This is a genomic window from Shewanella carassii (assembly GCF_002777975.1).
Classification (GTDB): domain Bacteria; phylum Pseudomonadota; class Gammaproteobacteria; order Enterobacterales; family Shewanellaceae; genus Shewanella; species Shewanella carassii.
Genome location: NZ_NGVS01000023.1, coordinates 290,872 through 314,295, shown reverse-complemented (window position 1 = coordinate 314,295; position 23,424 = coordinate 290,872). Strand labels below are relative to the sequence as shown.

General features: G+C 53.1%; 22 protein-coding genes. 7 read left to right on the top strand and 15 right to left on the bottom strand.

Features of this window, described 5'->3' with window-relative positions:
• The first annotated feature begins 69 nt into the window (after positions 1-69).
• Complete coding sequence (locus tag CBE72_RS12385; protein WP_100143790.1) at positions 70-1,284, top strand: RsmB/NOP family class I SAM-dependent RNA methyltransferase; 1,215 nt, start codon at positions 70-72, stop codon at positions 1,282-1,284.
• 130 nt (positions 1,285-1,414) lie between these two features.
• Here CBE72_RS12385 and CBE72_RS12380 read toward each other — a convergent pair whose 3' ends face one another.
• Positions 1,415-1,834: a secondary thiamine-phosphate synthase enzyme YjbQ gene (locus CBE72_RS12380; RefSeq protein ID WP_025010267.1), complete on the bottom strand. Its 420-nt coding sequence runs from the start codon at positions 1,832-1,834 to the stop codon at positions 1,415-1,417.
• Positions 1,835-2,194: 360 nt separating this feature from the next.
• Here CBE72_RS12380 and CBE72_RS12375 point away from each other — a divergent pair, with 360 nt between their 5' ends.
• On the top strand, positions 2,195-2,473 hold the full coding sequence (locus CBE72_RS12375) for a peptidylprolyl isomerase (protein WP_025010268.1): 279 nt from the start codon (positions 2,195-2,197) through the stop codon (positions 2,471-2,473).
• A gap of 1 nt (position 2,474) precedes the next feature.
• Here CBE72_RS12375 and CBE72_RS12370 read toward each other — a convergent pair whose 3' ends face one another.
• A complete protein-coding gene (locus CBE72_RS12370) occupies positions 2,475-2,849 on the bottom strand; it encodes a methyltransferase domain-containing protein (protein ID WP_100143788.1) in 375 nt (124 codons plus the stop codon).
• Positions 2,846-3,319, bottom strand: coding sequence for a mechanosensitive ion channel family protein (locus CBE72_RS12365; RefSeq protein WP_157929083.1), 474 nt, complete (start codon positions 3,317-3,319; stop codon positions 2,846-2,848). Before CBE72_RS12365 ends, CBE72_RS12370 begins: the two co-directional genes overlap by 4 nt.
• A gap of 232 nt (positions 3,320-3,551) precedes the next feature.
• Between CBE72_RS12365 and CBE72_RS12360 the strand changes: the two genes are divergently transcribed.
• The 5 genes from CBE72_RS12360 to CBE72_RS12340 all read left to right on the top strand — a co-directional run bounded on the left by CBE72_RS12360 (position 3,552) and on the right by CBE72_RS12340 (position 10,137).
• Entirely contained in the window at positions 3,552-5,045 is a 1,494-nt protein-coding gene (locus tag CBE72_RS12360) for an EAL domain-containing protein (RefSeq protein ID WP_100143784.1), read from the top strand.
• A 75-nt stretch (positions 5,046-5,120) separates the two neighbouring features.
• A complete protein-coding gene (locus CBE72_RS12355) occupies positions 5,121-6,911 on the top strand; it encodes a VRR-NUC domain-containing protein (protein WP_100143782.1) in 1,791 nt (596 codons plus the stop codon).
• A 261-nt stretch (positions 6,912-7,172) separates the two neighbouring features.
• Positions 7,173-8,243: a hypothetical protein gene (locus CBE72_RS12350; RefSeq protein WP_100143780.1), complete on the top strand. Its 1,071-nt coding sequence runs from the start codon at positions 7,173-7,175 to the stop codon at positions 8,241-8,243.
• Positions 8,244-8,464: 221 nt separating this feature from the next.
• Positions 8,465-8,776: a hypothetical protein gene (locus tag CBE72_RS12345; RefSeq protein WP_100143778.1), complete on the top strand. Its 312-nt coding sequence runs from the start codon at positions 8,465-8,467 to the stop codon at positions 8,774-8,776.
• 197 nt (positions 8,777-8,973) lie between these two features.
• Positions 8,974-10,137, top strand: a complete 1,164-nt coding sequence (locus CBE72_RS12340) for a chemotaxis protein (RefSeq protein ID WP_100143776.1) — start codon at positions 8,974-8,976, stop codon at positions 10,135-10,137.
• A 293-nt stretch (positions 10,138-10,430) separates the two neighbouring features.
• On the opposite strand, the gene CBE72_RS12335 is transcribed toward CBE72_RS12340, so the two are convergent.
• The 12 genes from CBE72_RS12335 to hyaA form a co-directional block, all read right to left on the bottom strand.
• Positions 10,431-10,610 carry a hypothetical protein gene (locus tag CBE72_RS12335; protein WP_100143774.1) on the bottom strand — a complete coding sequence of 60 codons (180 nt, stop codon included), beginning with the start codon at positions 10,608-10,610 and terminating at the stop codon, positions 10,431-10,433.
• Between the two features lie 309 nt (positions 10,611-10,919).
• On the bottom strand, positions 10,920-11,267 hold the full coding sequence (hypA, locus tag CBE72_RS12330; protein WP_071477383.1) for a hydrogenase/urease nickel incorporation protein HypA: 348 nt from the start codon (positions 11,265-11,267) through the stop codon (positions 10,920-10,922).
• Complete coding sequence (hypE, locus tag CBE72_RS12325; protein WP_100143772.1) at positions 11,267-12,271, bottom strand: hydrogenase expression/formation protein HypE; 1,005 nt, start codon at positions 12,269-12,271, stop codon at positions 11,267-11,269. Before hypE ends, hypA begins: the two co-directional genes overlap by 1 nt.
• Entirely contained in the window at positions 12,271-13,395 is a 1,125-nt protein-coding gene (gene hypD, locus CBE72_RS12320; RefSeq protein WP_100143770.1) for a hydrogenase formation protein HypD, read from the bottom strand. Before hypD ends, hypE begins: the two co-directional genes overlap by 1 nt.
• Positions 13,382-13,630 (bottom strand): HypC/HybG/HupF family hydrogenase formation chaperone, encoded by a 249-nt coding sequence (locus CBE72_RS12315; RefSeq protein ID WP_025010286.1) that lies wholly within the window; start codon positions 13,628-13,630, stop codon positions 13,382-13,384. The genes hypD and CBE72_RS12315 overlap by 14 nt, the downstream gene beginning before the upstream one ends.
• On the bottom strand, positions 13,630-14,487 hold the full coding sequence (gene hypB, locus CBE72_RS12310) for a hydrogenase nickel incorporation protein HypB (protein ID WP_071477386.1): 858 nt from the start codon (positions 14,485-14,487) through the stop codon (positions 13,630-13,632). Before hypB ends, CBE72_RS12315 begins: the two co-directional genes overlap by 1 nt.
• Positions 14,488-14,562: 75 nt before the next feature.
• On the bottom strand, positions 14,563-17,049 hold the full coding sequence (gene hypF, locus CBE72_RS12305) for a carbamoyltransferase HypF (RefSeq protein WP_100143768.1): 2,487 nt from the start codon (positions 17,047-17,049) through the stop codon (positions 14,563-14,565).
• Complete coding sequence (locus CBE72_RS12300) at positions 17,049-18,929, bottom strand: NiFe hydrogenase (protein ID WP_100143767.1); 1,881 nt, start codon at positions 18,927-18,929, stop codon at positions 17,049-17,051. Before CBE72_RS12300 ends, hypF begins: the two co-directional genes overlap by 1 nt.
• Complete coding sequence (locus CBE72_RS12295) at positions 18,916-19,515, bottom strand: HyaD/HybD family hydrogenase maturation endopeptidase (protein ID WP_025887315.1); 600 nt, start codon at positions 19,513-19,515, stop codon at positions 18,916-18,918. The genes CBE72_RS12300 and CBE72_RS12295 overlap by 14 nt, the downstream gene beginning before the upstream one ends.
• A 7-nt stretch (positions 19,516-19,522) precedes the next feature.
• Complete coding sequence (gene cybH / locus CBE72_RS12290; protein ID WP_100143765.1) at positions 19,523-20,194, bottom strand: Ni/Fe-hydrogenase, b-type cytochrome subunit; 672 nt, start codon at positions 20,192-20,194, stop codon at positions 19,523-19,525.
• Positions 20,195-20,206: 12 nt separating this feature from the next.
• Positions 20,207-21,910, bottom strand: a complete 1,704-nt coding sequence (gene hyaB, locus CBE72_RS12285) for a nickel-dependent hydrogenase large subunit (protein ID WP_100143763.1) — start codon at positions 21,908-21,910, stop codon at positions 20,207-20,209.
• Positions 21,911-21,913: 3 nt separating this feature from the next.
• Positions 21,914-23,050 carry a nickel-dependent hydrogenase small subunit gene (gene hyaA, locus CBE72_RS12280; RefSeq protein ID WP_100143761.1) on the bottom strand — a complete coding sequence of 379 codons (1,137 nt, stop codon included), beginning with the start codon at positions 23,048-23,050 and terminating at the stop codon, positions 21,914-21,916.
• Positions 23,051-23,424: the final 374 nt, after the last annotated feature.

Sequence of the window (23,424 nt, the reverse complement as noted above, 5' to 3'; positions counted from 1 at the left end):
ACTCAAGCCCCTTGCAGAGCCGGGGGCGAACTCCTATGATCCAGCGGTTTTCCATCCCGAGGCCCAAATATGCTTAACTCCCCGCTTAGCGAACATGCCAGTGAGCTGGTCATTGCGATTCTCAATCAGGTACTGACTCAAGGTGCGCCGCTGGACCGCGCCTACTCAAAGCAGTTTGCACCTGAGCGCCTCAAGCCTTGGGAGCAAGCCAGAATTGCTCTGGTCACCGGGGATATTTTGCGCCGTTTAAGTTATTACAGCTTTCTGGCCGATGTTGCAGCGGAGCAAATTGAGCGTGAAGGCACCCGGCTCATCAATGCCTGGCATATGGCCAATGGCCTTGAGCCGCCGAAAATGCGCTACGCGCTGCAGATGGACAGTGAACTGCTTGAGCAGCGGATGGCGGAGGCCCAAGCACAGCCTGCGCTGCTCGATGGTTGCCCGCAGTGGCTCGAAGCGCTAGGGAGTGAACAACTGGGGGACAACTGGCCGGCTGAGCGCCATGCCTTGACTCAGGCCCCAAAACGTTATCTGCGCACCAATTTACTTAAGTGCAGCCGGGAAGAACTCAAGGCTCGCCTTGCCAAGGAAGGGGTTGAGACTTGTGAAGTCCCCGAGGTTGCCAGCGCTCTTGAAGTGGTTTCCGATTCAGCGCTGTTTCGCACCGAATGCTTCAAGTCGGGCTGGTTCGAGCAGCAGGATGCCGGCTCGCAACATGTCGCCGAAGCCCTTGGGGTAGAACCCGGGATGCGGGTCATTGATGCCTGCGCCGGTGCCGGCGGCAAGACGCTGCACCTGGCCGCCAAAATGCAGGGCAAGGGACGACTGCTGGCGATGGATGTTGAGCAGTGGAAGCTGGATAACCTCAAACAGCGGGCTCGCCGCGCCGGCGCCCACAATGTGGAAACCCGGCTGATTGCATCCAGCAAGACCATCAAACGTTTGAAACTCAGCGCCGACAGGGTACTTTTAGATGTGCCTTGCTCAGGGCTTGGGGTGCTGAAACGCAACCCGGACACCAAATGGCGTGATACCCCTGAGCGCTTGCCGGTGCTGATGGAACTGCAGGAACATATTCTCGGCAGTTACAGCCGCATGGTGAAGGTGGGCGGGATCCTGGTTTACGCCACTTGCTCGATCATGCCGCAGGAAAACGAGCAGCAGGTAGCGCGTTTTCTGAAGCAGCAAAGCCATTTCCGCTTACTTGATGAGGAAACCATCAGCCCGGCCAAAACCGGTTTCGATGGCTTCTATCTGGCAAGAATTGAGCGGATAGCCGAGTAACAATCAGGCCTGTTTGAGTCATATTGACTTAAACAGGCGGTTTCACACCCGCCTCAAAAAGCATCTCAACAAAAGCATCTCAACAAAAGCCGCGCCGCTCACTCTTATCGGTTTGCCAAGTCTTGCCACTTTATTCCCCCTGCAGGGTTAACAGCAGGCGGCGCCGACCGCCATTGTCTCTGTGCTCGCCAAGATAGATCCCTTGCCATGTGCCCAGTGCCAGCTGTCCGGCGCTGACAGGCAGCAGCAAACTGGTGCCCAGCAGGCTGGATTTAATATGGGCCGGCATATCATCGGCGCCCTCATAGGTGTGGCGAAAGTAAGGGGTATCTTCGGCCACGGCGTGATTGAACCAAGCCTCAAAATCCTGCCGCACTGTGGGATCGGCGTTTTCGTTGAGCGTCAGCGAGGCAGAGGTATGCAGCAGTTGCAGGTGCAATAGGCCGCAACTGACGTAAGGCATATCATCGAGAGCCTTGGCAATATCATCGCTTATTAAATGAAAACCGCGCCGCTTGGCGTTTAAGGTCAGTTGTTGCTGATGCCACATAGATATTCCTTAATGCGGGTGAGACTGGCCGTCATCTGAAAGCTTGCCATTAGATCACTGCGAATTTAAAAGCGGGCCTCTGATTTTAGGTCAGCGCCCAGCGAAACATTCTATCGTCTTTATGGGGGCGCCCCAAGATGCAAGGCGGTATTTACCCAGCGGACAGCCCATCATTAGCTGAAGAGATAGTGGGCGATTCAATTATCAAGTTTGATGATAAAGCCTGTATCGCGCCATGACCATCTCATTAATGAGAGTGATGAAAGAGGGAGATTAGAGAGAGTGATTGCAGATAAAACACAGATTGTTTGCTAAAATGCCGGCCGCAAATTTACCCTTTAGACCCAGGAGAAACACCCCATGGCCAGAGCTTGCGCCAGACACATTTTGGTTAAAACCCGTGAAGAGGCGGAAAAACTCAAGGCCCGTATCGCCAAAGGGGAAGATTTTGGCAAGCTGGCGAAACAATACTCTCAGTGTCCTTCAAAAAAACGCGGCGGCGATCTCGGAGAGTTTGGCCCAGGGCAGATGGTCAAGGCGTTCGATCAAGTGGTGTTCAAAAAGCCTGTACTGGAAGTACATGGCCCGGTCAAAACCCAGTTTGGTTTTCATCTGATCCAGACGATTTATCGTAATTAAGCTAAAGCCTGCTGCGGTTTCTGGCAAAGGCTCGATAGCGCTGAGCCGGATCGCCGGCCAAAGTTTTACAGGCCGTGACTTCATCTTTCAGGTCGACAAAGTCTTCCAGCAGCTTCTGCAACTGCGTGGGCGGCAGCTGAATTAAATTGATGTCCGGGTACAGACTGAGGCCGCGCTTTATCATGGCGGCTGAGGGAGCGACCCTCAGCACATCAGTATAGCCTAACTGTTTCAGCTGCTTGGCTATCCAGCCATAACCGCATCCAAAGTCCAGTATTCTGGCATCGGGTTTCACCAACAGGCGGAAGCGCTGCACATCGATTTCCAGATTGAAATTGACCTGGTTGGCAACCTTATCCCAAAGCGGCGCCGTCATTGCTTATCTTCATCAATAATGGAAACTTTATTGTTGAGGAACAAAGAGTTGGGCACCAGATGCGTCACGCCTTCATCCTTTACCGTAATATAACGCAGGTTGAGATCCACCACAGTCCCCTTGGAGCCGGTAATATCGATTTTATTGCCCAGCTTTATCGGTTTATAGAGCACTATCATAATGCCGGCAATCAGGTTGGATATGGCGTCTTTGAGGGCAAAACCCAGCGCAAAGCCGGTGAGCCCGAGTCCGGCAACCAGGGCGCCAACATCAAAGCCCAACTTGGATAAGGCCAAGACGGCACCGATAAATATCAGTACCACGCGCTGGGAGTTGGAGATCAAGCGAAACGATTCGCTGGCCGCCGAGTCAAAGCGGGTCGCCACTTGTTTCAGGAAACGGTCGATAACCAGACTGACCACCACAAATACGGCAAACACCAGGATTGCCTGGATGACATTTTCATTCATTTTTTGCTCCGAATAACAACTTTTTTCTTTGTATATCAGGTCTGGCTCGAAAATGCGGGCCATGGCGTGATTAAGTCAACAAGGCGCCACAGGCTAGCCAAACTTGGATCGGGAAACAAGTCGAGCTTATTTTTTAGCCGGTTAACGTCAAGGGGACGGTTTTGTTGTTTAGCTCAAGGTATTGGCCACTAGAGGAGGTTATAAGGGGATACTCTTGTTCAGGAAAGCAACGATGAAAGCTATCTCCGAGGCTAAACGGTATTTGCTGTTGTTTTTGTTGCCATTATTGTTGTTATTGTTGTCCTCGGAGCTGTTGCTTCGGCCCGTTACCAATGTCATAGTTCAAAATCAGTCAGCCATCATGATGAAGTATTTGACCAAGAGAGCACAGGCGATAAACAGCATCATTGAACATCAAGTGTCCCAGTTCCATTTTGATTGCGGTCCAACCGATGCACAACTCTTGAGAGCTCCGGAATACTACAACCGTTATTTTCGGATCATAGGGGTCAAGAATTCTGCCGGGGTAGGCTGCAGTTCACTGGGTATCGATTTCGAACTGCCAGACTTACCTAAAGAACCTCTCACTGGGCAGCAATTTGGTTTGAGTCAAACCAAGGCTATGTATGGGACAGATCAAGAGCTTTTGCTTTATTTCAGACGCGACAACAATCTCGCTTATTGGGTCTTGGATAGCAGTTGGATCCGGGAGCTTATCAGCCTGCCCTGTTCCGATTGTTATTATCTGGAGTTGCAACATCTCGCTCCCGGGCTTGAACAAGTCAGTTTTGAAAGGGGAAATCGGGAGGTTCCCAGAGAGCATCATGTTCACTATCTGTACGTCAAAAATTTAAAACAACAGGTTGAGTTAAGACTGTGGTTTGGGCAAAAGCTACATCAATATGCCTGGAAACAGATATTTGCTTACGGGGTGCCTTCAAGCCTGTTGCTTGGGCTGCTTTTGGTTGCAGGCTATTCATTTTATCTCAATCGGCATTGTTCCCTGGAAAGTATGCTCCGGAAAGGAGTCGTTAATCAGGAGTTTGTTCCTTTCTATCAGCCGATAATGGATGTTCGTCAGGGAAAGTTGGTCGGTTATGAAGTGTTGGTGCGCTGGAAAAAAGACAAGGAGTTTATTTCCCCGGCCGCCTTTATCGAACATGCCGAAAACTGTGGTTTGATCATTCCCATTACCGAATCATTGTTGCAGCAAGTGTTGCAGCATTTGCCCGAATTGGAGTCCAATGCTTGGGTCAGTATCAATCTGGTTGCGGCCCATCTGGAGCGAGGGCATCTCAGTCGCTTATTGGAGCAAAACAACTGGCCCGAACCCGGACGCTTGAAATTTGAAGTCACCGAGCGTTTACCCATTGCCGACATAGAAACGGCCAAACAGGAAATCGCGAAGCTGAGCGCACGTGGCTATGGCTTTACGATTGACGACTTTGGTACCGGATATGGCGGATTCAAGTATATTCAGACCTTGGGGATTGGCAGTATCAAGGTAGACAAGATGTTTACCGACACCATAGGCACCAACGATCTTAAACTGGATGTGCTCAATGCCATCATAGCTTTTGGCCTGGAGTCGGGACTTGAAACCATAGTGGAAGGTGTGGAGACGGCGCAGCAGTTGGCTTACCTCAAGAGTCGGGGGGTCTATCTGGTTCAGGGGTACTACTTTGCTTGCCCTATGCCGGTTGAAGAATTGAAAAACGTCATTTGAACAATGGCAGATAAAGATGTTTTACTTGTTCAGAAGTTATATCGTCCCGTCATTGTGTAGCGAATAAGGAGCGTTGTGAAGCCCGCAGCCCCCGAACTGGCCAGCGATTATTACCTTGGCAATTTTGAGCTCTTGTTGGAGGGTTGCTCCCGCTACCTGGATATTTTGCCAGACGAACTGACCAAGTTACGTTCGGCATACCTTGGCTGTTCCAAGGTCTCACGGATGTTATTGGTGCGGCTCTTGTCCCGCAAGGGCGAGTGGTTTCGCGCCGATAAGCTTAACTACCCGGAAATAGGAGAGCTTACCCCCGCGATAAGAGGCCTCAAGCTAGCCGGGCTTATCGATACCGCTTCAGTGCCGGAGCCTGAAACCTGGCTCAAAGGAGTCACTCTCACCGAGCTGCGCTCGGCGCTGCTTACATTTCAGCAGTGCCAGGATGATATGGCTGCACTTGGCCAGTTGAATATCGCCCGCAGCTCCAAAGAGACTCTGAAACAGGCCATATTGGCTCTCGAACCTCATTACTTACCGCCGCTGTTAAGCCGATTGAATGCAAGCCTTGACATCGATTGGTTAGCGCTTAAATGCCAACCACTGCTCGACGCCTTGTTGCTACTCTACTTTGGCAATCGCTATCAGGATCTGAGCCAGTTTGTGCTTAGCGGTCTGGGTTTACAGCGCTTTGAAGTTACTGTGTTGGACAAGGCTCACCGTGCCTATGATAGCCCGGAGCAGCTGGGCACAGCATTGGCATTACGTCTTTTGAGTCAACAGTTAGATGAGTCGCTGCTAGGTAGACAACCGCTGGATATTCCGTTACTGCTTGAGCAAATCAATGCCGTTTCCCCTATGCCCGAGGCTAATCCCTTGCTTGAGCGGCGCCGACAAAAACTACTGACTCTGATAGGCCGCGAAGCCGAAAGACAGGGGCAAACTTCCCTGGCCATCAGTGTCTATTCGCAGTGTGAAGATTGGCTGGCGAGGGAGCGCCTATGCCGCTGCTTGGAAAAACAGGCTCAATGGCAGCCGTTGACGCATGCGCTGCTGCACCTTTGTGAGCTGGCCGCTAATGAAAGCCACTGGCAAATCATTGAGCGCATGGGCAAACGCCTGCTTAAAAAATTGCCAAATGGCAAAGACAGCAAATTTGCCTCACCATCAGGCCATAGTGAAACGCCTGATTCTTTGGCGCTTGATTCTTTGATGTTAAGGCTGCAAGCGCTGAAAGAAAATGTGCCGGGTAGACTGAGTGTGCCACCGGCGATAGCTCTGCAACTCTCTCCCAATGGTGAGCGGGTCGAATCATTGGTGGCAGCGCATTTTGAAGCTCACGGCTATCAAGTATTTTTTCTCGAGAATACTCTGCTCTGTGGCCTCTTTGGCTTGGCCTTTTGGGACATTATTTTTGCGCCCATCAAGGCGGTATTCGATAACCCGTTTCAACGCAGTCCGCGGGACATGTTCACCGAGGCGTTTGTCAGTCGCCGGCAAGAGGCCATAACGGCGCGTCTCGATGAAATCGCTCGGGAGCCCGCTGCGGTTATTTGGCGCCATTTTCAGCAAAAGCAGGGGCTGGCAAACGATTGGGTTTATTGGGAAAACCTGCCGCAACAGGTACTAGAGCTGACACTGGCGGCACTTTCCGGGCCGAAACTCGTTCGCGTGTTTCAGCGTATGCTTGGCGATCTCAAACATTACCGCAGTGGTCACCCGGATCTGGTATTGTTTGACCCCCAAGGTCGTATCAGCTGGCTGGAAGTCAAAGGCCCGGGCGATAAGCTGGCCGATCACCAAATATACTGGCTCCACTTCTTGAATGACTTGGTGGGAGCGCAGGTTTGCCATGTCAGTTGGTCACCTTAAACCGTGGGGCTGTGAACTCGGTTCGGGTTGTTCTGTGTTTCAAGGCCGTCTGGTTCCAGGGCGGTTGGCCACCGGGGATCTTTGCTTAACGTGCTGGTGAGACACTGTTTGATGGGCAAAACCTTTCAAAACCTCAGTGTTATTTCGAGTCAGTTTTGCTTGGGGTCGCATTTCGCTTGGAAGTTCAGTTGCTCTCATTGCTTTTAACGGATACTTCCCCTAGGCTGCCAGCTTTTGACCTCCAAGATTAAGGATACAGGGATGGCAGTCAAAACCATCTTTTACGCTTCGGCCTTGTTATTGATGAGCTCGAGTGCCTGCGCTATTCAAGGCAGTATGACAGAGGACGATGCCAAACAGTTGGCAGGTGTGTGGCAAGGAACCTTGGGAAAAACGCAAGTCCGCGCCTGTTTCAACGAATATGGTGATTCCGGCAGTTATTACTATATCAAGTATCTGAAGCCTATCAGCCTGAAATTTAAGGATGACCATTTCCAGGAGCGTGACGACACCGGTCGCTGGCAAATCACACTTCAAGATGGACAGCTCGAAGGACTTTGGTATTTGGCGCAAGGAGATAAGACCTTGCCTATCAACCTCAGGAGAGTCTCAGCCTTTGATAACGCTACAGACTGTAGCAGCGAAGCCTATAATCTGGCGTTGGAAACCCAACCCAAGCTTAAGCGTGGTGCCTGGCAGAGTTTTAACCATGCCTTGGAGTTTCGGGAACTCACCTATGGTGGCGAAGTGGGGCTTGAATTTCGCGGTCAACAGCTCGGGCTGAACAAAATCAATCACTGGCTTAAGCAGCGTCTCACCAGCCCTGAGTTACTCGAGCATTATTATCAAACCCGCAGAGACTTTCTTGGGCGCATGGGCACGGCATTTAGCGATGAAACGGGTGTAGAGGTCAGCTTTGCTAACGATAACTGGCTTAGTGTCAGATTCTATCGCTGGGCAGCAGGGTATGGCGCCAGCGGAATATCAATTAACTTTACCAATTTTGATCTTAATACGGGGGAGCGGTTTCATCCTTGGCAGTGGTTTTATGATGTTGATCCAGATCAGCAGACAAATCAGCTACCGTCTTTACTGCAGGCCAAGTGGTTCCCAAAGGGCACGGAGGCCGATCCCGAATTTGACTGCGATAGCACAGAATATGGTGCAAAGGGCTATTATCACTTAACCTTGGAAACCCAAAATGGACAAGGTGGTCTTAAGTTCTGGGAGTTTCCTCGCGGTAACGGCTGCGAGCATGAATTCTTTTTACCTTTATCTGACCTGAAGCCTTATATCAATCAAACAGGGCATCAGCAACTGGGATTAAAATAGTCGAGATTAAATTCATCGGAAGTGAAGTAATTTTGTTTATAAAGCAATTTATTCGATGCTTTGTCAAACATTGGCCAGGTAATGGTCTGGCCGACTTTTCATAGGCGAGCAAATTGTGCTGGGATTTAACCTCGTGACTCACCTTGACTCTCTTAATCGGGGTAGATAAAAAATAGCATAGGCTAAAGGGAAGCCATTTCATTGAGAACAAGGAGAGTGTGATGCAAGGATTAAAGGGATTTTTGTTGTCTTCTCTGTTGGCATTGCTGGTGGGTTGCAGTTGGGCGGCCTTGGCGGGCATTGTTGGATTATTCCTGTTGCCTTCCATGTTTCCATCCAAGGGTTGGTTGGATCTGACCTATATGTTGGTGGGGTCTATTTTGATGCTACAAGCATTGATCGCCGGATGTTGGGCCGGTTGGTTGAGGGGGAGCGGGGTATTGATTCGGCAAACGGTAACCCAAAATGCCTTTTGGAAGACCAACTTGTCTATTGCCACTGGAATGTTGCTGTTGTTTGCGTTATTGCATTAGTTTTCTGTATCCGCCAAGGGTAAGCTTAGTCATCGAGTGGACCGTTAACACCCGCTTAAAATATCCTTAATCATATTGTTTTTTAATTGTTTGCGGGCTGTGAGTCTACTCACGTTTTGGGTTATCTTCGGCGGCAATAGTCGGCAAAATGGTAAGATCCTCTTTTCCTTATTATTGGTCTGTATTTGTGGAGTGCCATGCGTAGTTTATCCTCTTGGAGTTTGGTTCTTTGTCTGTCGTTACTGGCTTCGGGTTGTTCATTGCTTGAGGTGAAATTGGAAAGCGGTATTGAGCCGCTGCCGCAGGAGCAGTTGAGCATGCGGGTGTTTACCCGGGAATATGCCAGCAGCTTTTTTGCTGGAGTAGAACAGAGCGCCGATCTGATACTGCAGCGCTCTGATGATCTGCAGATCAAATCCAATGCCCTGATGTGGAAAATTAATGCCGAACAAACTCTGGGACAAACCATTTTTCAGGTGTCGCCGGTTGCTGCCATGATAGACACTTGGGCATTTACTGCTCAGATGGCGCAGTTTTTTGAGTCCGGTAATGGCAAGGCATTGTTTGGCGAGCAAACGCAACTGGCAGCCAACACCAGTCAGCAGCTGTTGGCTGATTATGAACGCCGCATGCAGGGGCTGATGAGTAAAGCCGATTTTACTGCCAATCAGCAGTTTATCCGCGAATATGCAATGGCCCATCCGTTGTTTGATGTTAGTTTTCCGCGGGTCTCCGCGTTTAACGACTGGTTGAGCTTCCGTAAGATTGGCGAGTTTGATGCTGTGACTACCTTCGGCAGTGTGCCTGAGGTGATGAGCGATATGTCCGACCGTATGGCCATGCTGGCGAGCCAAACGCCAAAACTGCTTGGCTGGAAGGCAGAACTGTTTGCCCTTCACTCTAACATCAACTCAAAAGAGGTCCAGCAAACCCTAAAAGACATCAGCGAAACCTCGGCTAAATTTCAGAAGCTGATGAATGAAAGCCCGCAGTTAATGTCTGAGCTGGCAGTGGATCTGCGCCGCGAGCTGACGCCGCTGTTGGCACAATTGGATGCCAGTGCCGAGCGCAATCTGGCGCAACTGTCCGTTGAACGTCTGGCATTGGAAAAAATGGTGGAACGTGAGCGCATTGCGCTGGAACAGATGGTGGATAGAGAGCGCCAGGCCGTGACCAAAGAAGCCGACGCGCTGGTGCAACGTACTGTGACTCAGGTGTTTGAAGAGCTCACTGGCGTGATTAAAAGCCTGATCCTCTATATTGTGCTGTTCTTGCTGGTAGTGTTCTTTGCGCCACTGGGCTTGGGTGTTTGGTTGGGCAAGCGTATCGGCTTGAAACAAGCCAGTATGACGAAGCAATAGTCAGTCAAATGGTGGCAAGTGTCTTATAGTGAGGCGCAGAAGGTAGCGTAAGTTGTATTAGTCGCAAGAGGGTGTTAACGCGCGGCTTAGGACTTCAAACAGATACTTGCCACCACTTTTCAGCCCAACCGTCCGAGGGTATTCGCAGGGCTGGTTACTTATTTCTACAGATCAGCTTAACGTGTGCCTGCAGTTTCTTTAAGGCCCGAGGACTTACTCGTACCTTCCTTAGCTGTATTAGCTCATGTGTAGACTTGATGAAACCATAAGTATTTCGATTATAGTCCTTTTAATTAGATGATCTTTTTACCAAACTTATCCATTTTGCAATTGCATTTAGGACAAGTCCAACCACCCCACATCAGTTGATTTATATTTTGGGGGATACGAATCTTTGGCATTATTTCGCCGCATTCTGGGCACTTGATCTCATGTAAATTTATATCCATTTTAGACTGCTTGTTTTCAGTCATGGTGTTCTCCTTTTAAATTATTTTTGTATTGATTTTTTTGGGAACTGGCATGCCAGCCGTCCTTGTGGTAGCCGCATGTTATAACTGGTTGAATCGCCTTTAAAGTAACCAAGTCATCTTAACAAAACAAGAGGTGTTATCTGCCTGGATAGTTTAGCAGTAAGCCGGCACAGGTTTTATTGGCGAAATAGCAGTAGTAAGAAAGGATAGAGGAAAGGGCCAAAGGCATTATTGAAGCGATAGCCCTTGGCCTTAAGTTTTACAAGTGCAGTTCAACACAGATAGCGGCGCCGCTTTGCTTGGGCAGGTTTAATCTGTGATTAACTCGAGTTGCATCAATAGCATATCTTCACCGTCTATGATCCGGGTATCCTGGCTGTGGCAGTGGGGACAGATGACGGTGCGCTCCTCTGGTGTGCTTTGCTGCCGGCATTGGTTGCAGGATAGCGTCAGCGGCGCTATGTCGATATCGAGCACGGCATCGTGGCAGACACTGTGCTCACGAAAGGTGTTGAAGGCGGTGCGAACCAACTCAGGCTCAACGCCGCTCATGGCGCCTATCTTGATGGCGACCCGGGCAATGCCCTTGGCGCCGTGCTCGGCGGCGAGTTGCTGGCACTGCTCCATCAGGGCACTGACGATAGAGTACTCGTGCATCAACAGATCCTCGGCAATAGCTCGCCCTGTGGCAGATCCAAATAACGGCGACTGCCCCAGGCCGATTCCAGTACCACTTTACCCGGATGTTGTTCGCCTACTTCGCCTATGATGCAGGCCTGATCGCAATGACCGAAGCGGCGCATGATTTCGACCGCGCCGTCGGCGAGTTCGCGGGGCAGGGCGACGACAAAGCTGCCTTCGTTGGCGAGATCCCAGGGCTCAAAACCGTAGAGTTCACAGACGCCGCGTACCTCATCACAGACGGGAATGGCGGTTTCTCTGAGGGTAATGCCCTTGTTAGAGGCCTTGGCCCACTCGTTGAGCACAGCCGACAAGCCGCCGCGGGTGGCGTCACGCATGGCGTGGATCTCCAGATTGGCGGCGATCAGTTGTTCCACCACATTCCAGAGCACGGCGCAGTCTGAGCTGAGTTCAGACTCCAGCTCCAGCCCTTCTCGGGCACTCAGGATGGCGGCGCCGTGACGGCCTATGTCCCGCGAAAGCAAGATGGCATCGCCGCTTCTTAGTGCATGAGCCGAAATGCCCGGCTTGAGAATACGGCCCACCCCTGAGGTGTTGATGAAAATGCCGTCGGCGCAGCCTTTGGGCACTACCTTGGTATCGCCGCAGACGATGCGGGCTCCGCATTGAGACAGGGCATCGGCCATGCTGGCGACTATCTGTTTCAGGCGGCTGATTTCAAAGCCTTCCTCTATGATAAAACCACAGCTTAAATATTGCGGCTCGGCGCCCATCATAGCTAAGTCGTTGACTGTGCCAGCAATGGCCAGCTTGCCGATGTCGCCACCTTTGAAGAACAGCGGCGCTACGGTAAATGAGTCTGTGGTAAAGGCGCAATCGCCGCCAAGATGCAAACAGGCGGCGTCTTCTTCGCGTCTGAGAATGGGGTTGTCGAAGGCATCGAAAAACAGCTTGTTGATAAGCTCAGCCATTTCCCGGCCACCGCCGCCATGGCTCAGTTGTACTCGTTTATCGGACATCAGTTTACTCCGGCATATCTGTAGTAGGCATTGCAGGCGCCTTCAGAGCTGACCATGCAACTGCCGAGCGGTGTTTGCGGGGTGCAGCCGCGGCCAAATACTTTGCAATCCTTGGGATTGGCCATGCCACGCAGAATATCGCCGCATTGGCAGGCCTTGTGATCGTCTATCTGTTTCACCGGCAAGCGCTCGGCAAAGCGTTGTTCGGCATCCCTGTGACTGTATTCGGGTTTCAGCATCAGTGCCGAGTCGGCAATGGGGCCAAGGCCGCGCCAACGAAAACTGGGGCGTACCTTAAAAAATTGCGCTACCTTTTGCTGCGCCAAGAGATTGCCCTGTTCGCTGACGGCGCGTTGATACTGGTTTTCCAGTTCACAGCGACCGCTGACTTTCTGTTTGACCAGCGCGAGGATGGATTGCATGACATCCACAGGCTCGAAGCCCGAGACCACCACAGGGGTGTGATAACGTTCCACCGCCGGGCGATAGATGCGGGCGCCGCTGATAACGCTGACGTGGGCCGGGCCGATAAAGGCGTTGACCTTGGTCTCGGGGTGGCTCATTACCGCATCTATTGCCGGTGGTACCAGCACATGGTTGATATGAAACAAGAGGTTACTAAGGCCCTTGGCTTCGGCTTGCTCCAGCAGTACCGCCGTCATCGGCGTGGAGGTTTCAAAACCGATGGCAAAGTAGACTATGGTCTTGTCCGGGTTATCGGCGGCGATTTTCAGCGCATCGAGCGGAGCATAGACGGCGCGGATATCATGGCCTTCGGCGCGCACCGACGCGAGCGAACCCTTGGAGCCGGGAACCCGGATCATATCGCCCAGGGTCACCAGTATCACATCATCGAGGCGGGCGAGGGCGGCGGCCTGATCTATCCGCTCTTTGGGCATGACACACACAGGGCAACCCGGGCCATGAATGAAATGGATATTTTCCGGCAGCAGCTGCAGCAGGCCATATTTCATTATGGTGTGGGTGTGGCCGCCGCAGACCTCCATGATATTGAGCGGCTCAGCCAGCTTGGGAGCCAGCGCGGCGATTTCCTCGGCCAGATTACGGATAGTGGCCGGGCAGCGAAAGCCGTCGTACAGCTGCTTGAGTTCAAGCTCTGCCATCTTCCGCCTCCAGTTTGGCCGCTATCTCACGGTACAGCGCCAGGCTCTCGGCGGCAGATTCGGCATCTATCTTGTTCATCACAAAGCCGATATGGATAAGCACATAGTCGCCAATGGCAAGCGGTTCATCTAACAGATGACAGCTCACTGTGCGTTTAACCCCCAGAGTTTCCACGGTAACGCTCTGGCTTTCGGGGTGCAGCTCCACTACCTGGGATGGGATAGACAAACACATCAGCGGGCCTCCTTGGTGCGCTCGGCAAAGGCGGCGAGCTGCTTATCCAGCCACTGGGCGACCCGGGTCAAACTGGCGGGATCTTTGGTCGAGACTTCCAATACCTCGGCCTTGGGGTTGAGCTTACTCACCTGGGCACGGGCCTCGGAGACATTAAAGTCAAAGTAGGGCAGCAGATCGCACTTGGTCAGCAGTACCAGATCGGCGCGGTGGAACATTACAGGATATTTTTCTATCTTGTCGTCGCCCTCGGGGATGGAAACCAGCACAATATTCATGTGGGTGCCAACATCATAGCTGGCCGGACACACCAGGTTGCCGACGTTCTCGACAAAGCAGATATCCATGTTGTCGAGCGCTTGCTGGTGCAGGGCACCGTGCACCATAAAGGCATCCAGGTGGCAGGCGCTGCCGGTTTGGATCTGAATTGCTTCTATGCCCTTGGCCTTGAGGCGGTCGGCATCCCGCGAGGTTTCCAGATCGCCTTCAATGACGCAGTATTTTTTGTCTGTATAGGCACCGAGATGCTCCAGCAGGCTGGTTTTGCCGCTGCCGGGGCTACTCATGATATTGAAGGCCATCACCCCGTGGGATTCGAAGTGTTCCCGGTTGTGCTGAGCTTCGATGTCGTTTTTGTCGAGGATCTTGTGGATCACCGACAGTGTCTTGCTGTCGTTCAGCTGTGGGTTGGTGTGTACTGTGCCCTGGCTATGAGAATGGCTGTGAGAGTGCTCATGGGAATGGCCATGAGAGTGACTGTGACCGTGCTTGTGATCGTGACTGTGAGAATGACCATGCTCGTGAGAATGATGCCCGCCGTTGCCCCTGGGCAGTGAACATCCGCAATCTTTACACATAATGAACTCCCTTTGGTTCCTTAATCTGAGCATGCGCCGCTTTGGCGGCAGATGCCTTGATATCAATCAGTAATTTCAACGTTCGACCAGGCTCTGTGTGAGCCCGGGTTGATGTAATCCATACCAGAGCTGCCCGAGGGCGATACCGCCATCATTGACCGGCACCAGGCCGGGTTTCAAGCGGTGAAATTCAAGCCGGGCGAGTTCCCGGTGGCAGTATTCACTGAGAAGCCTGCTTTGAAACACGCCGCCGCTCAGTACCAGCGGCAGATCTTCTATTCCTTCGGCCTTGAGCCAATCACGGGCCTTGAGCGCCGCGGCGATAATCCCTTTGCCTATGGCCTGAATAAAGGCCAGCGCCAGCAGTTCACTGTCCGGCTCGGTGCGCCAGGCTTGCAGCAGCGCCGAAAATAACGGCGCGCTTTGCCACTGCCCAAGCACCAGCTCGGCGCGAGTGTTTGTCGGTTCGAGCTTAAGTTCAAGCTTCAGCTCTAAGCCAAGCTTCTCAACCCTTTGCTGTTTCCCGGCGGCAATGGCTCTGCGGGCAAGGGTTTCCAGGATAATCCCGGCTTGGCCTTCATATTGGCTGAGTCTTAAGTTCGCCAGCATAGCGGCGGCGGCATCGAATAAACGGCCGATGGAGTGGCTCTTGGGACCTATGCCACCGCTGGCGAGCTTGCCAAGGTTGGCCAGCTTGGCTGCAGGCTCGGCGGCAAAGACCGCCAATTGCTGCAACTCTTCAATACCATGGTTTTGCAACAGCAGGCTATAGAGTAGGCGCCAAGGCTCGCGAATGGCCTGCTCGCCACCGAGCAGTGTCATCGGGCTCAGGGTTGCCAGGCGCTGAAAGCCCTGACAATCTGCCAGCAGCAGTTCGCCGCCCCAGAGCTGGTTGTCATCTCCAAGCCCTGTGCCATCAAAGCTGAAGCCCAGCACCTTGCCGCTGTAATCATTGGCAGCCATCACCGCCAGCAGATGGGCGAAGTGATGTTGCACCTCAAGCTGCCGAGCACTTTGCCGCTCGGCCCAGCGGCTGGAGGCGTAGTCGGGGTGTTTATCGCGGATGATGGCCTCGGGTTCAAAGCGGTACAGGCGCTGGAAACTCTGCAAAGTGCGCTCGAAATAGCCTTCAGCCTCAACACTGAAAAGATCGCCGATATGGGGGCTGAGATAGAGCTGATTACCGATATTGAGCGCCAGGGTGTTTTTCTGTTGTGGGCCCACGGCCAGCAGTGACGGCAGCTTGTTGGAGCAGTTGTCTCCAGAGTCCTTACTCGCCAAGCTCTTGCTTACTATGTTCATGTTCGCCAAGCTTTTGCTTACTATGTTCATGCTCGCCAAGCTCTTGCTTGGCAGGCTCAGCGGTGCATAACCGCGGGCGAGACGCAGTATTTGCAGTTCATCATCCAGCATCTGCACCACAGAGTCGTCACAACCGTTGATGATGGGGCGGTTATGATCCAATACTGCATCGACCACAGCCAGAGGCGGCTTGCCGAGTTGCTGCAGCACCTCGTCGCCGTCTGTGATAATCGGCTCACCGGAGCGGTTGGCACTGGTGGCCACCAGCGGCCGCTGCAGACCATCGAGCAGCAGGGTGTGCAGCGGCGTATAGGGCAGGAACAAACCCAGCCGGTCGATATCCGGGGCTATGGCGCTGCTGAGTGCCGGAGCGTCAGCCTGGTGTTGCTTCTTGCCCATAAGCACTATTGGCCGCTCTTGACTACTGAGCAGTTGCCATTCGGCGCTTGAGCCTTCGGCATACTGTTTGGCGAACTCGACTGAGGGCATCATCAGTGCCAGCGGCTTGGCCGGGCGGCACTTGCGGCGCCTAAGTTCAGTGACTGCGTCATGATTACCGGCATCACAGATCAGATGAAAGCCCCCTAGGCCCTTGATAGCGAGGATTTTGCCCTGTTCGATAAGGGCAATGGTTTGCGCCAGCGCTTGCTCTCTCTTGGCGAGGATTTCGCCGCCTGCGCCACGCAGTGTCAGCTCGGGGCCACATTTTGGGCAACTGACCGGCTGGGCGTGATAGCGCCTGTCCATAGGGTCTTCATAGGCTTGGCGACAGGCATCACAGAGCGCAAAGCCCGCCATGGCGGTATTGTGTCTGTCGTAGGGCAGGTTGCGGATAATGGTGTATCTGGGGCCACAGTGGGTGCAGTTGGTGAAGGGGTAACCGAAGTGGCGATTATCGGGATCGCGTATCTCGGCCAGGCAGGCATCGCAGCTGCTCTTGTCGCTGCCCACAGTGACTATGGCCGCCGCTTGCCCCGCACTGCTGTGCGCTATGGTGAAATCCTGTAAGTCCTGCACTTGGGCATGGCTGACGGTGAGTTCATCAATGCGGCACAGCGGCGGGCGCTCGGTATCGAGCGCGGCTCGAAAGCCTGCCAGTGCCATCTCCGGACCTTGCACCAATATGCTGACGCCCTGGCCATCGTTGAGCACATGGCCCGTGAGCTGAAAGCGTTTGGCCAACTGGAAAATCCAGGGGCGAAAACCCACCCCCTGGACTATGCCTTTGATATTGAAGCTTTGGGCAACAAGCGCTGTCATCAGCGCCTCCTTTGCCTGAGCCAAAGTGCGCCGGCGGCGAGCAGGGCGCCGTCGAGATCGAGCAGCTGACTGGCCGCCAGCGGGAAGTTTTTGCCGATGCGGATGGCGATTCTCTTGCTCAGAACCGGGTTGGCCATGGCGCTGCCGGCCAGAAACACACAATCTATGCCAACGCTGAGATCCAGATGCTCGACCCAGTTGGCCAGATAGTCGGCCAGTGAATCCTGGGCGGCGAAGCAGAGCTTGGCGGCATCTGTGTCGCCGGCGAGGCGGAAACTCATGACAGTGCCCAGCGTTTTGCACCAGTTAAGGCCGCGCACCGCTTCGCCTTTGGCCAAGGGGTAATCGATTCGCGGTGCGTTGGCGCCCTTGTAACTCATGGCGGCGGCAATAAAGGCATCTTTAAGCTCTGTGGCCGACTGGCCCTGTTGCCCGAGCCCACTGATGATGGCGATAACGGCCCACAGTGCATCCAACCCGGGGAAGACAGATAGCTCGCGACTGCCAATATCCAGCAGGCGGTTATAACACTCGGGGAATTGGTTTTTGAATTTTTGCACCGCAGTGCGCTGCGGACTTTGCTCCAGTGCGTGTACTATTTCATAGCCGCTGGCGGGCAGTTGAGTCAGCTCAAAGAAGCATTCTTGTTTGCCGTCCTTATCCAGATAGCGTATTTGTGAGGGATTCGAGCCGCTGAAATAGAGCAGTGCAGCTTTTTTTATACCGCAGAATTCGGCCTTAAGCGCGTTGAAAGCGCATTCGGCGCCGTGCTCTGTGGCCACTTGCCAGATATTCGCGTCATTCTCCGTGGTCGCTCTCAATACAATTTGCGGCTCTTTTTTGTTGCCCAGGTTTTGGACGGTTGCCACTGAATTGCCGAACCTTGCCTCATCGTGCAGGGTTTCCGGCAAGGCATGGCCTGAGCTTACCTTACTCAGCTGCGCCTGGTGAGCATAGAGCGGCAGATAGTGACCGGCTATCCAGCTTAGCTCTACACGGGAAGGCTGGGATAACTCGACCGCAAACAGATAATCGCAGCCCTTGATACGCAAATACTCGCAGATGATCAGCAGCAGTCTGCTATCGGCAAACGCCACTGAGTACAAGGGCTGTGTGAGCCTGGGGTGCTGCGAGCAGGGCCTTAACCGCAGCGCAGGTTTTTCCATCGAAGAAAGCGCCAGCACTTCGGCATCGGTCAGCAGGAAGTGGGCGTTGAGGCTATTGGGATTGCAGCAGATAAGTGTTTGGCCGTTGGGTATGCCCTGAGGCATATCATCTTGTTTGAGACTCAGTTTTAGGCGCCGATTGCCGCTGTCGGTGAGCGTGAGCGATTTGTCCTCAAGCAGTTGCTCGGCCATGGCACGGATATCGCTTGGTTGCAGGGCGCAGAGCTCCGGCTCGGCCAATACCGCCTCTTCACCATGACAGTGGGGGCAGGGCAAACGGATATTGGCAAAATCAGGGTGTTGGTTATCGCCCAAACGTGGCTGGCAGTGCTGACAAAACGCCAGGCTCGGCCGAGTGGCTGCATTGGGAAGAACGTCGGCTAAAGCCAGTGGTGTGGCGGCGCCGAGTCGTTCCTCTGCCAGTAAAATACGTGAGTCCAGTAAGCTGGTGCTCAAGAGAAAATCACCTGCAATCTCATCGGCGAGCTGCTCAAGCTCACTCTGGCTCCCCTCGGCTTCGAGAATATATCGCCAGAGGATCCTGGGCGCCTGATGATTGTGCTCAAGGGCAGCAGTGCTTTGCTTGGCCGCCGATTTCAGCGGCAACAGGGCGATAGTGATATTCAGCTTATCGTAATTAAGATATTGGTTACATAAATGCCCATACCAAGGCTGCTGCGAGGCGCAGTCAAATTCGAATCTAACGAGTTTCATGGGATGTTTCCGGCAGTTTGTCTTCTTCATCGACCTTTGCTGCTACAGATAGCTTTGGGCGATAGGAGTGGGGAATAAGGGCTTCTATGTCAGTGTTACCGGTTTTTTGGCATTGCCAGCCAAGGTGCTGCAGATAGTTGATAAGCGTGGTTTCCATCAAGGGCACGGCGGCGGCAATTTGCGGTGTGAGCCCAAGGGTCATGGGTTCAATCACGGTTGGGGTGATCCCAAGCACCATGGTGTGGGGCCTGTCGCCAAGCATCTCCATCATGATCAGGGTTTGCAGCATTTCCACTTCGTGAGCGCTGCCTTGCCAGTCGATTTCAGGCGGAGCCTTATCGAAGTCGAAGAAATAGACTTCGCCGGGTTTGGCGCCTGCGGCATTGACGGTATCGACCAAGAGCAAAGCGTCGTACTTGGCGATGATGGGGGTGAGCCCCTGTGCCAGGGTGCCGCCGTCGAGGAGATCGAGCTGGTCGCTTGGGTGAGTAAATTGATAGTTTTCATTGAGGTAATTGACAAAATGTACGCCGATACCTTCATCGGCGTACAGGACATTGCCAATACCCAGCAGCAATATCTTCATCTGACCTCTAGTGCTTGTCCGGGTGATAGTCATAACCCGAGACAATAGAGTCCACTGAGTTATGTTTGAAGCGGATACCTGTCCAGACTGCCATATAAACGTGGATAACCACGAAGATGACAAAGGCCCAGGTCAGATAGTGGTGCCAGATCCTGACCATGGCCAGGCCACCCATCTGCGCCGTGATCCAGCCGGAGATATCCCACAGCCAGCCGCCCATACCTTGATGGTAGACGTTAGCATAGAGTACCAGACCGGTAATACAGATCACCGCAGCCATTACAGACACTGCCAGATAGGTCATAAACTGCAGTGGGCCATAGACACCGGCCTTGTTCAGCTTACCCATCCACAGATAGGACTTGAGCTGAACTATCCAACTCTTCAAGCTCATCACATCCCGAAACGAGCGCCGCTCGATATCGCTCTTACTGAAGAAGAACAGATAAGCGCGGGCCAGGGTAATGGCACAGAGGATAAAGCCGAAGATCAGGTGGGCAAAGCGGATCCAGCCTTGCACCAACACATCACTGGACTCGGGCGCCACCAGAAACGGCCAGGCGATATAAAAGCCTGTCACTACCAGTACCAAAATGGCCAGCGCTCTGAGCCAGTGAAATATCCGGATCGCGGCGCTGAATACTATCTCCTGTTTATAGGAAACACTCGATGTAGCCATGACGCTTCCTCCTTAGCGGGCATTGGGATCGATACGGAATTCGCCCAAAGATTGCCCCTTATAATCCATCACGTGTACGGCGCAGGCCATACAGGGATCGAAAGAGTGAATAATGCGGATCACTTCCAGTGGCTTGGCGGGATCTTCAAGTTTCAAGCCTATCAGTGATGCTTCATAAGGCCCCATCTGTCCGTTGGCGTCCACGGGGCCTGCGTTCCAGGTGGTGGGTACTACGGCCTGATAGTTTTCCACCAGTCCCCCTTTGATGCGGATCCAGTGACTGAGCATACCGCGGGGCGCTTCAGTCATGGCGTGGCCGACATACTCCTTGTTGCTATCGAGCTCAGGCTTGATATAAGTGCTGTCGTCACTCTGGATATTGGTCAGCAGGGCATCGAAGGTGCGCAATCCCTCTTTGGCCACAATCGAGGTTTGCAACATGCGCGCCGCGGTGCGGCCAAGGGTGGTGAACAGGGCTTCAATCGGCAAGCCGGTGCGTTGCAGCAAACCATTGACGGCATCGACCACCACTTGATTGCCTCTGGCATAGTTCACCAGCAGGCAGGCGAGTGGGCCCACTTCCACGGGTTCACCTTGATAACGGGGCGATTTCACCCAGCTGTATTTGTTGTCACCATCCAGGGTCGGCAGTTTGCCGTAAACCGTGTCGCGCTCTACAAAGCCGGTGTAATCCGGAATTGTGGTGCCATCGTAAGGGTGTTGCGGCTTGTCGGCCTTGTACCAGGCGTGGGTGACATCTTCGGCAATCAGATCCGGGTTGATGTCACTGACACCGGCCAGGTCGCCCTTGAGGATAACCCCTTGTTCAAACAGATATTCACCATCGGCTGTGACAAAGTCATTGGTGGCCATAAAGCTCTTGATGTTAACGCCGCCCAGTACCGAGGCTTCGCCGCCGAAGGCTTCGGCCGCCATTATGATATCGGCCTTGTATGCACGTTCAATAAAGTCGGCCACAATGGCATGTTTTTGTTTCCACTCCTGCAATCTTGCCGGGCTCAACATATCGCGCACCGAGGTCACACCGCCGACCACCAGAGATTGAGGGTGAGGCTGCTTGCCGCCGAAAATCGCCATCATCTCTGCCGCAACCCGCTGTACTTCCAGCGCCTTGAGATAGTGCGACAGGGCAATCAGGTTCTGCTCTGGGGTAAATTTATAGGTACCGTTACCCCAGTAGGCGTTGGCGAAAGGCCCAAGCTTGCCGGTTTCGACAAAGCCTTTGACTCTTTCCTGAACGGCCCTGAGTTCACCTTCACCGGCGGCAATCGGCTTGTCTGTGTACTTGAGCGCCACCTGGGCCGCCTTGGCGGGATCGGCACTGAGAGCGGAAACCACATCCACCCAGTCCAGACCATGCAGATGATAGAAATGCACTATATGGTCGTGCATAAACAGCGAAGTGTGCATCAAGGAGCGCAGATAGCGGGCGTTGAGCGGAATTTTCATCCCCAGAGCGTTTTCCACCGCTTCGGTGCCGCAGCGATAGTGGGAATAGGTACACACCCCGCAGATCCGCTGCACGATAAGACCCACATCCATAGGCGTACGGCCCTTGAGGATCACCTCAATACCGCGCCAGAGGGTGGAGGAGGACCAGGCTTTTTGCACCACATTGTTTTCATCGACTTCCACCTCAACACGCAGGTGGCCTTCGATACGGGTAATGGGATCTATGACTACACGTTGGTTCATTGATTAATCCTCCTTCGAACCGGCAAACAGACTGGCAACCGCATGGGCGCCGATACCCACCACAGTGGCACCGAGAATAACAGCGCCTATGGTATCGGCGGTGGCATCCAGGCCATGCAGTAGTTGTCTACCAAGAGGTTTTTCAAAGTCAGCCATATCATCCCAGAAGTTGGGCTCAGAGCAACCCATGCAGCCATGACCGGCCAGCACAGGCCAACTGGTATGGTGATTAAAGCGCTCGGTCGGGCAGTTGTTGTAGGTGTAAGGCCCCTTACAACCTACCTTGTAGAGGCAGTAACCTTCTTTGGCGCCGGTATCGCCGAATTCCTCAACAAATTCACCGGCGTCGAAACGGCCGCGGCGTTCGCAATTGTCGTGCACCCTGGCACCATAGGCCCACTTGGGCCGATTGAACATGTCCAGGGCAGGGAGCTTGCCGAACATGATGAAGTACATCAGGGTGCCGACAATATTCTTTTCACTCGGTGGGCAGCCACCCAGGTTGATGACCGTCTTGTTGACCACTTCATGGACACCCTTGGCACCCGTTGGGTTGGGCGCGGCGGCTTGAACTCCACCGAAGGCGGCGCAAGTACCCACGGAAATTATCGCGGCAGCGCCTTCGGCGGCATGCTTGACAATTTCGAGCCCGGTATGGCCCTTACAGCCGACTGTTAAGAAGGCGCCGTTATTGGCCGTTGGCACGGCCCCTTCAACCGCCAATAGGTAGTTGCCCTTATAAGCTTCCAAGGCGTGTTCCAGATTCTCTTCTGCTTGCCAGCCAGCGGCAGCCATTAGAGTCTCGTGATATTCCAGCGAGATATGATCGAAGATCAACGAATCCAGATTAGGCGTGTCGGCACGCACCAAAGATTCGGAGCAACCTGTGCACTCGGCCAGATGTAACCAGATTAAGGGAACCCGATCGGCCAGTTCAGCGGCCTCGGCCACTAGGTTGGAGAAGGGCAAGGGCAGCGCCAGCATGGCGGTAACCGATGCACTCCACTTCATGAAATCACGGCGGGTCAAGCCGTATTCCAGCATACGTTCCTGTAAAGACTTGTCCTGACGGGCGGGCAGCTGACGCAATTTTTCCAGCCGTTGCCGTCCTTGCTCGTAAAGGGCTGCATGTGTGTCCATGGGTGAACCTTTTGTTTATAAGAATGTAATAACTTTTTAACTCACACAAATCACGACTGTGAGTTTAGGCCGCAATAGAGTGATTAAAGTTGATGTGCATCAAGATTTCAGCTGGGGTGTGATTTTTAACGAGTTTACTTTTTCATAGCATGATCGGGATCAAAACACGCTTTTAAAATGTGGACAAATTGTCCTATTTTGCGTCCAAAAACGTTTAAAAATTCGCAAGATGGCTGTTTGAGAACGCCGGTTGAGCTTCCGCATTGATTGCTATGATGCCCTTTGTCAGATTTCGGGCGATTGGCCGCGCAATTCACAAGTGCGATGTTATTTTACATTCGGTGCAGCAATAAGAGGCTGGTAGAGACTGTGTT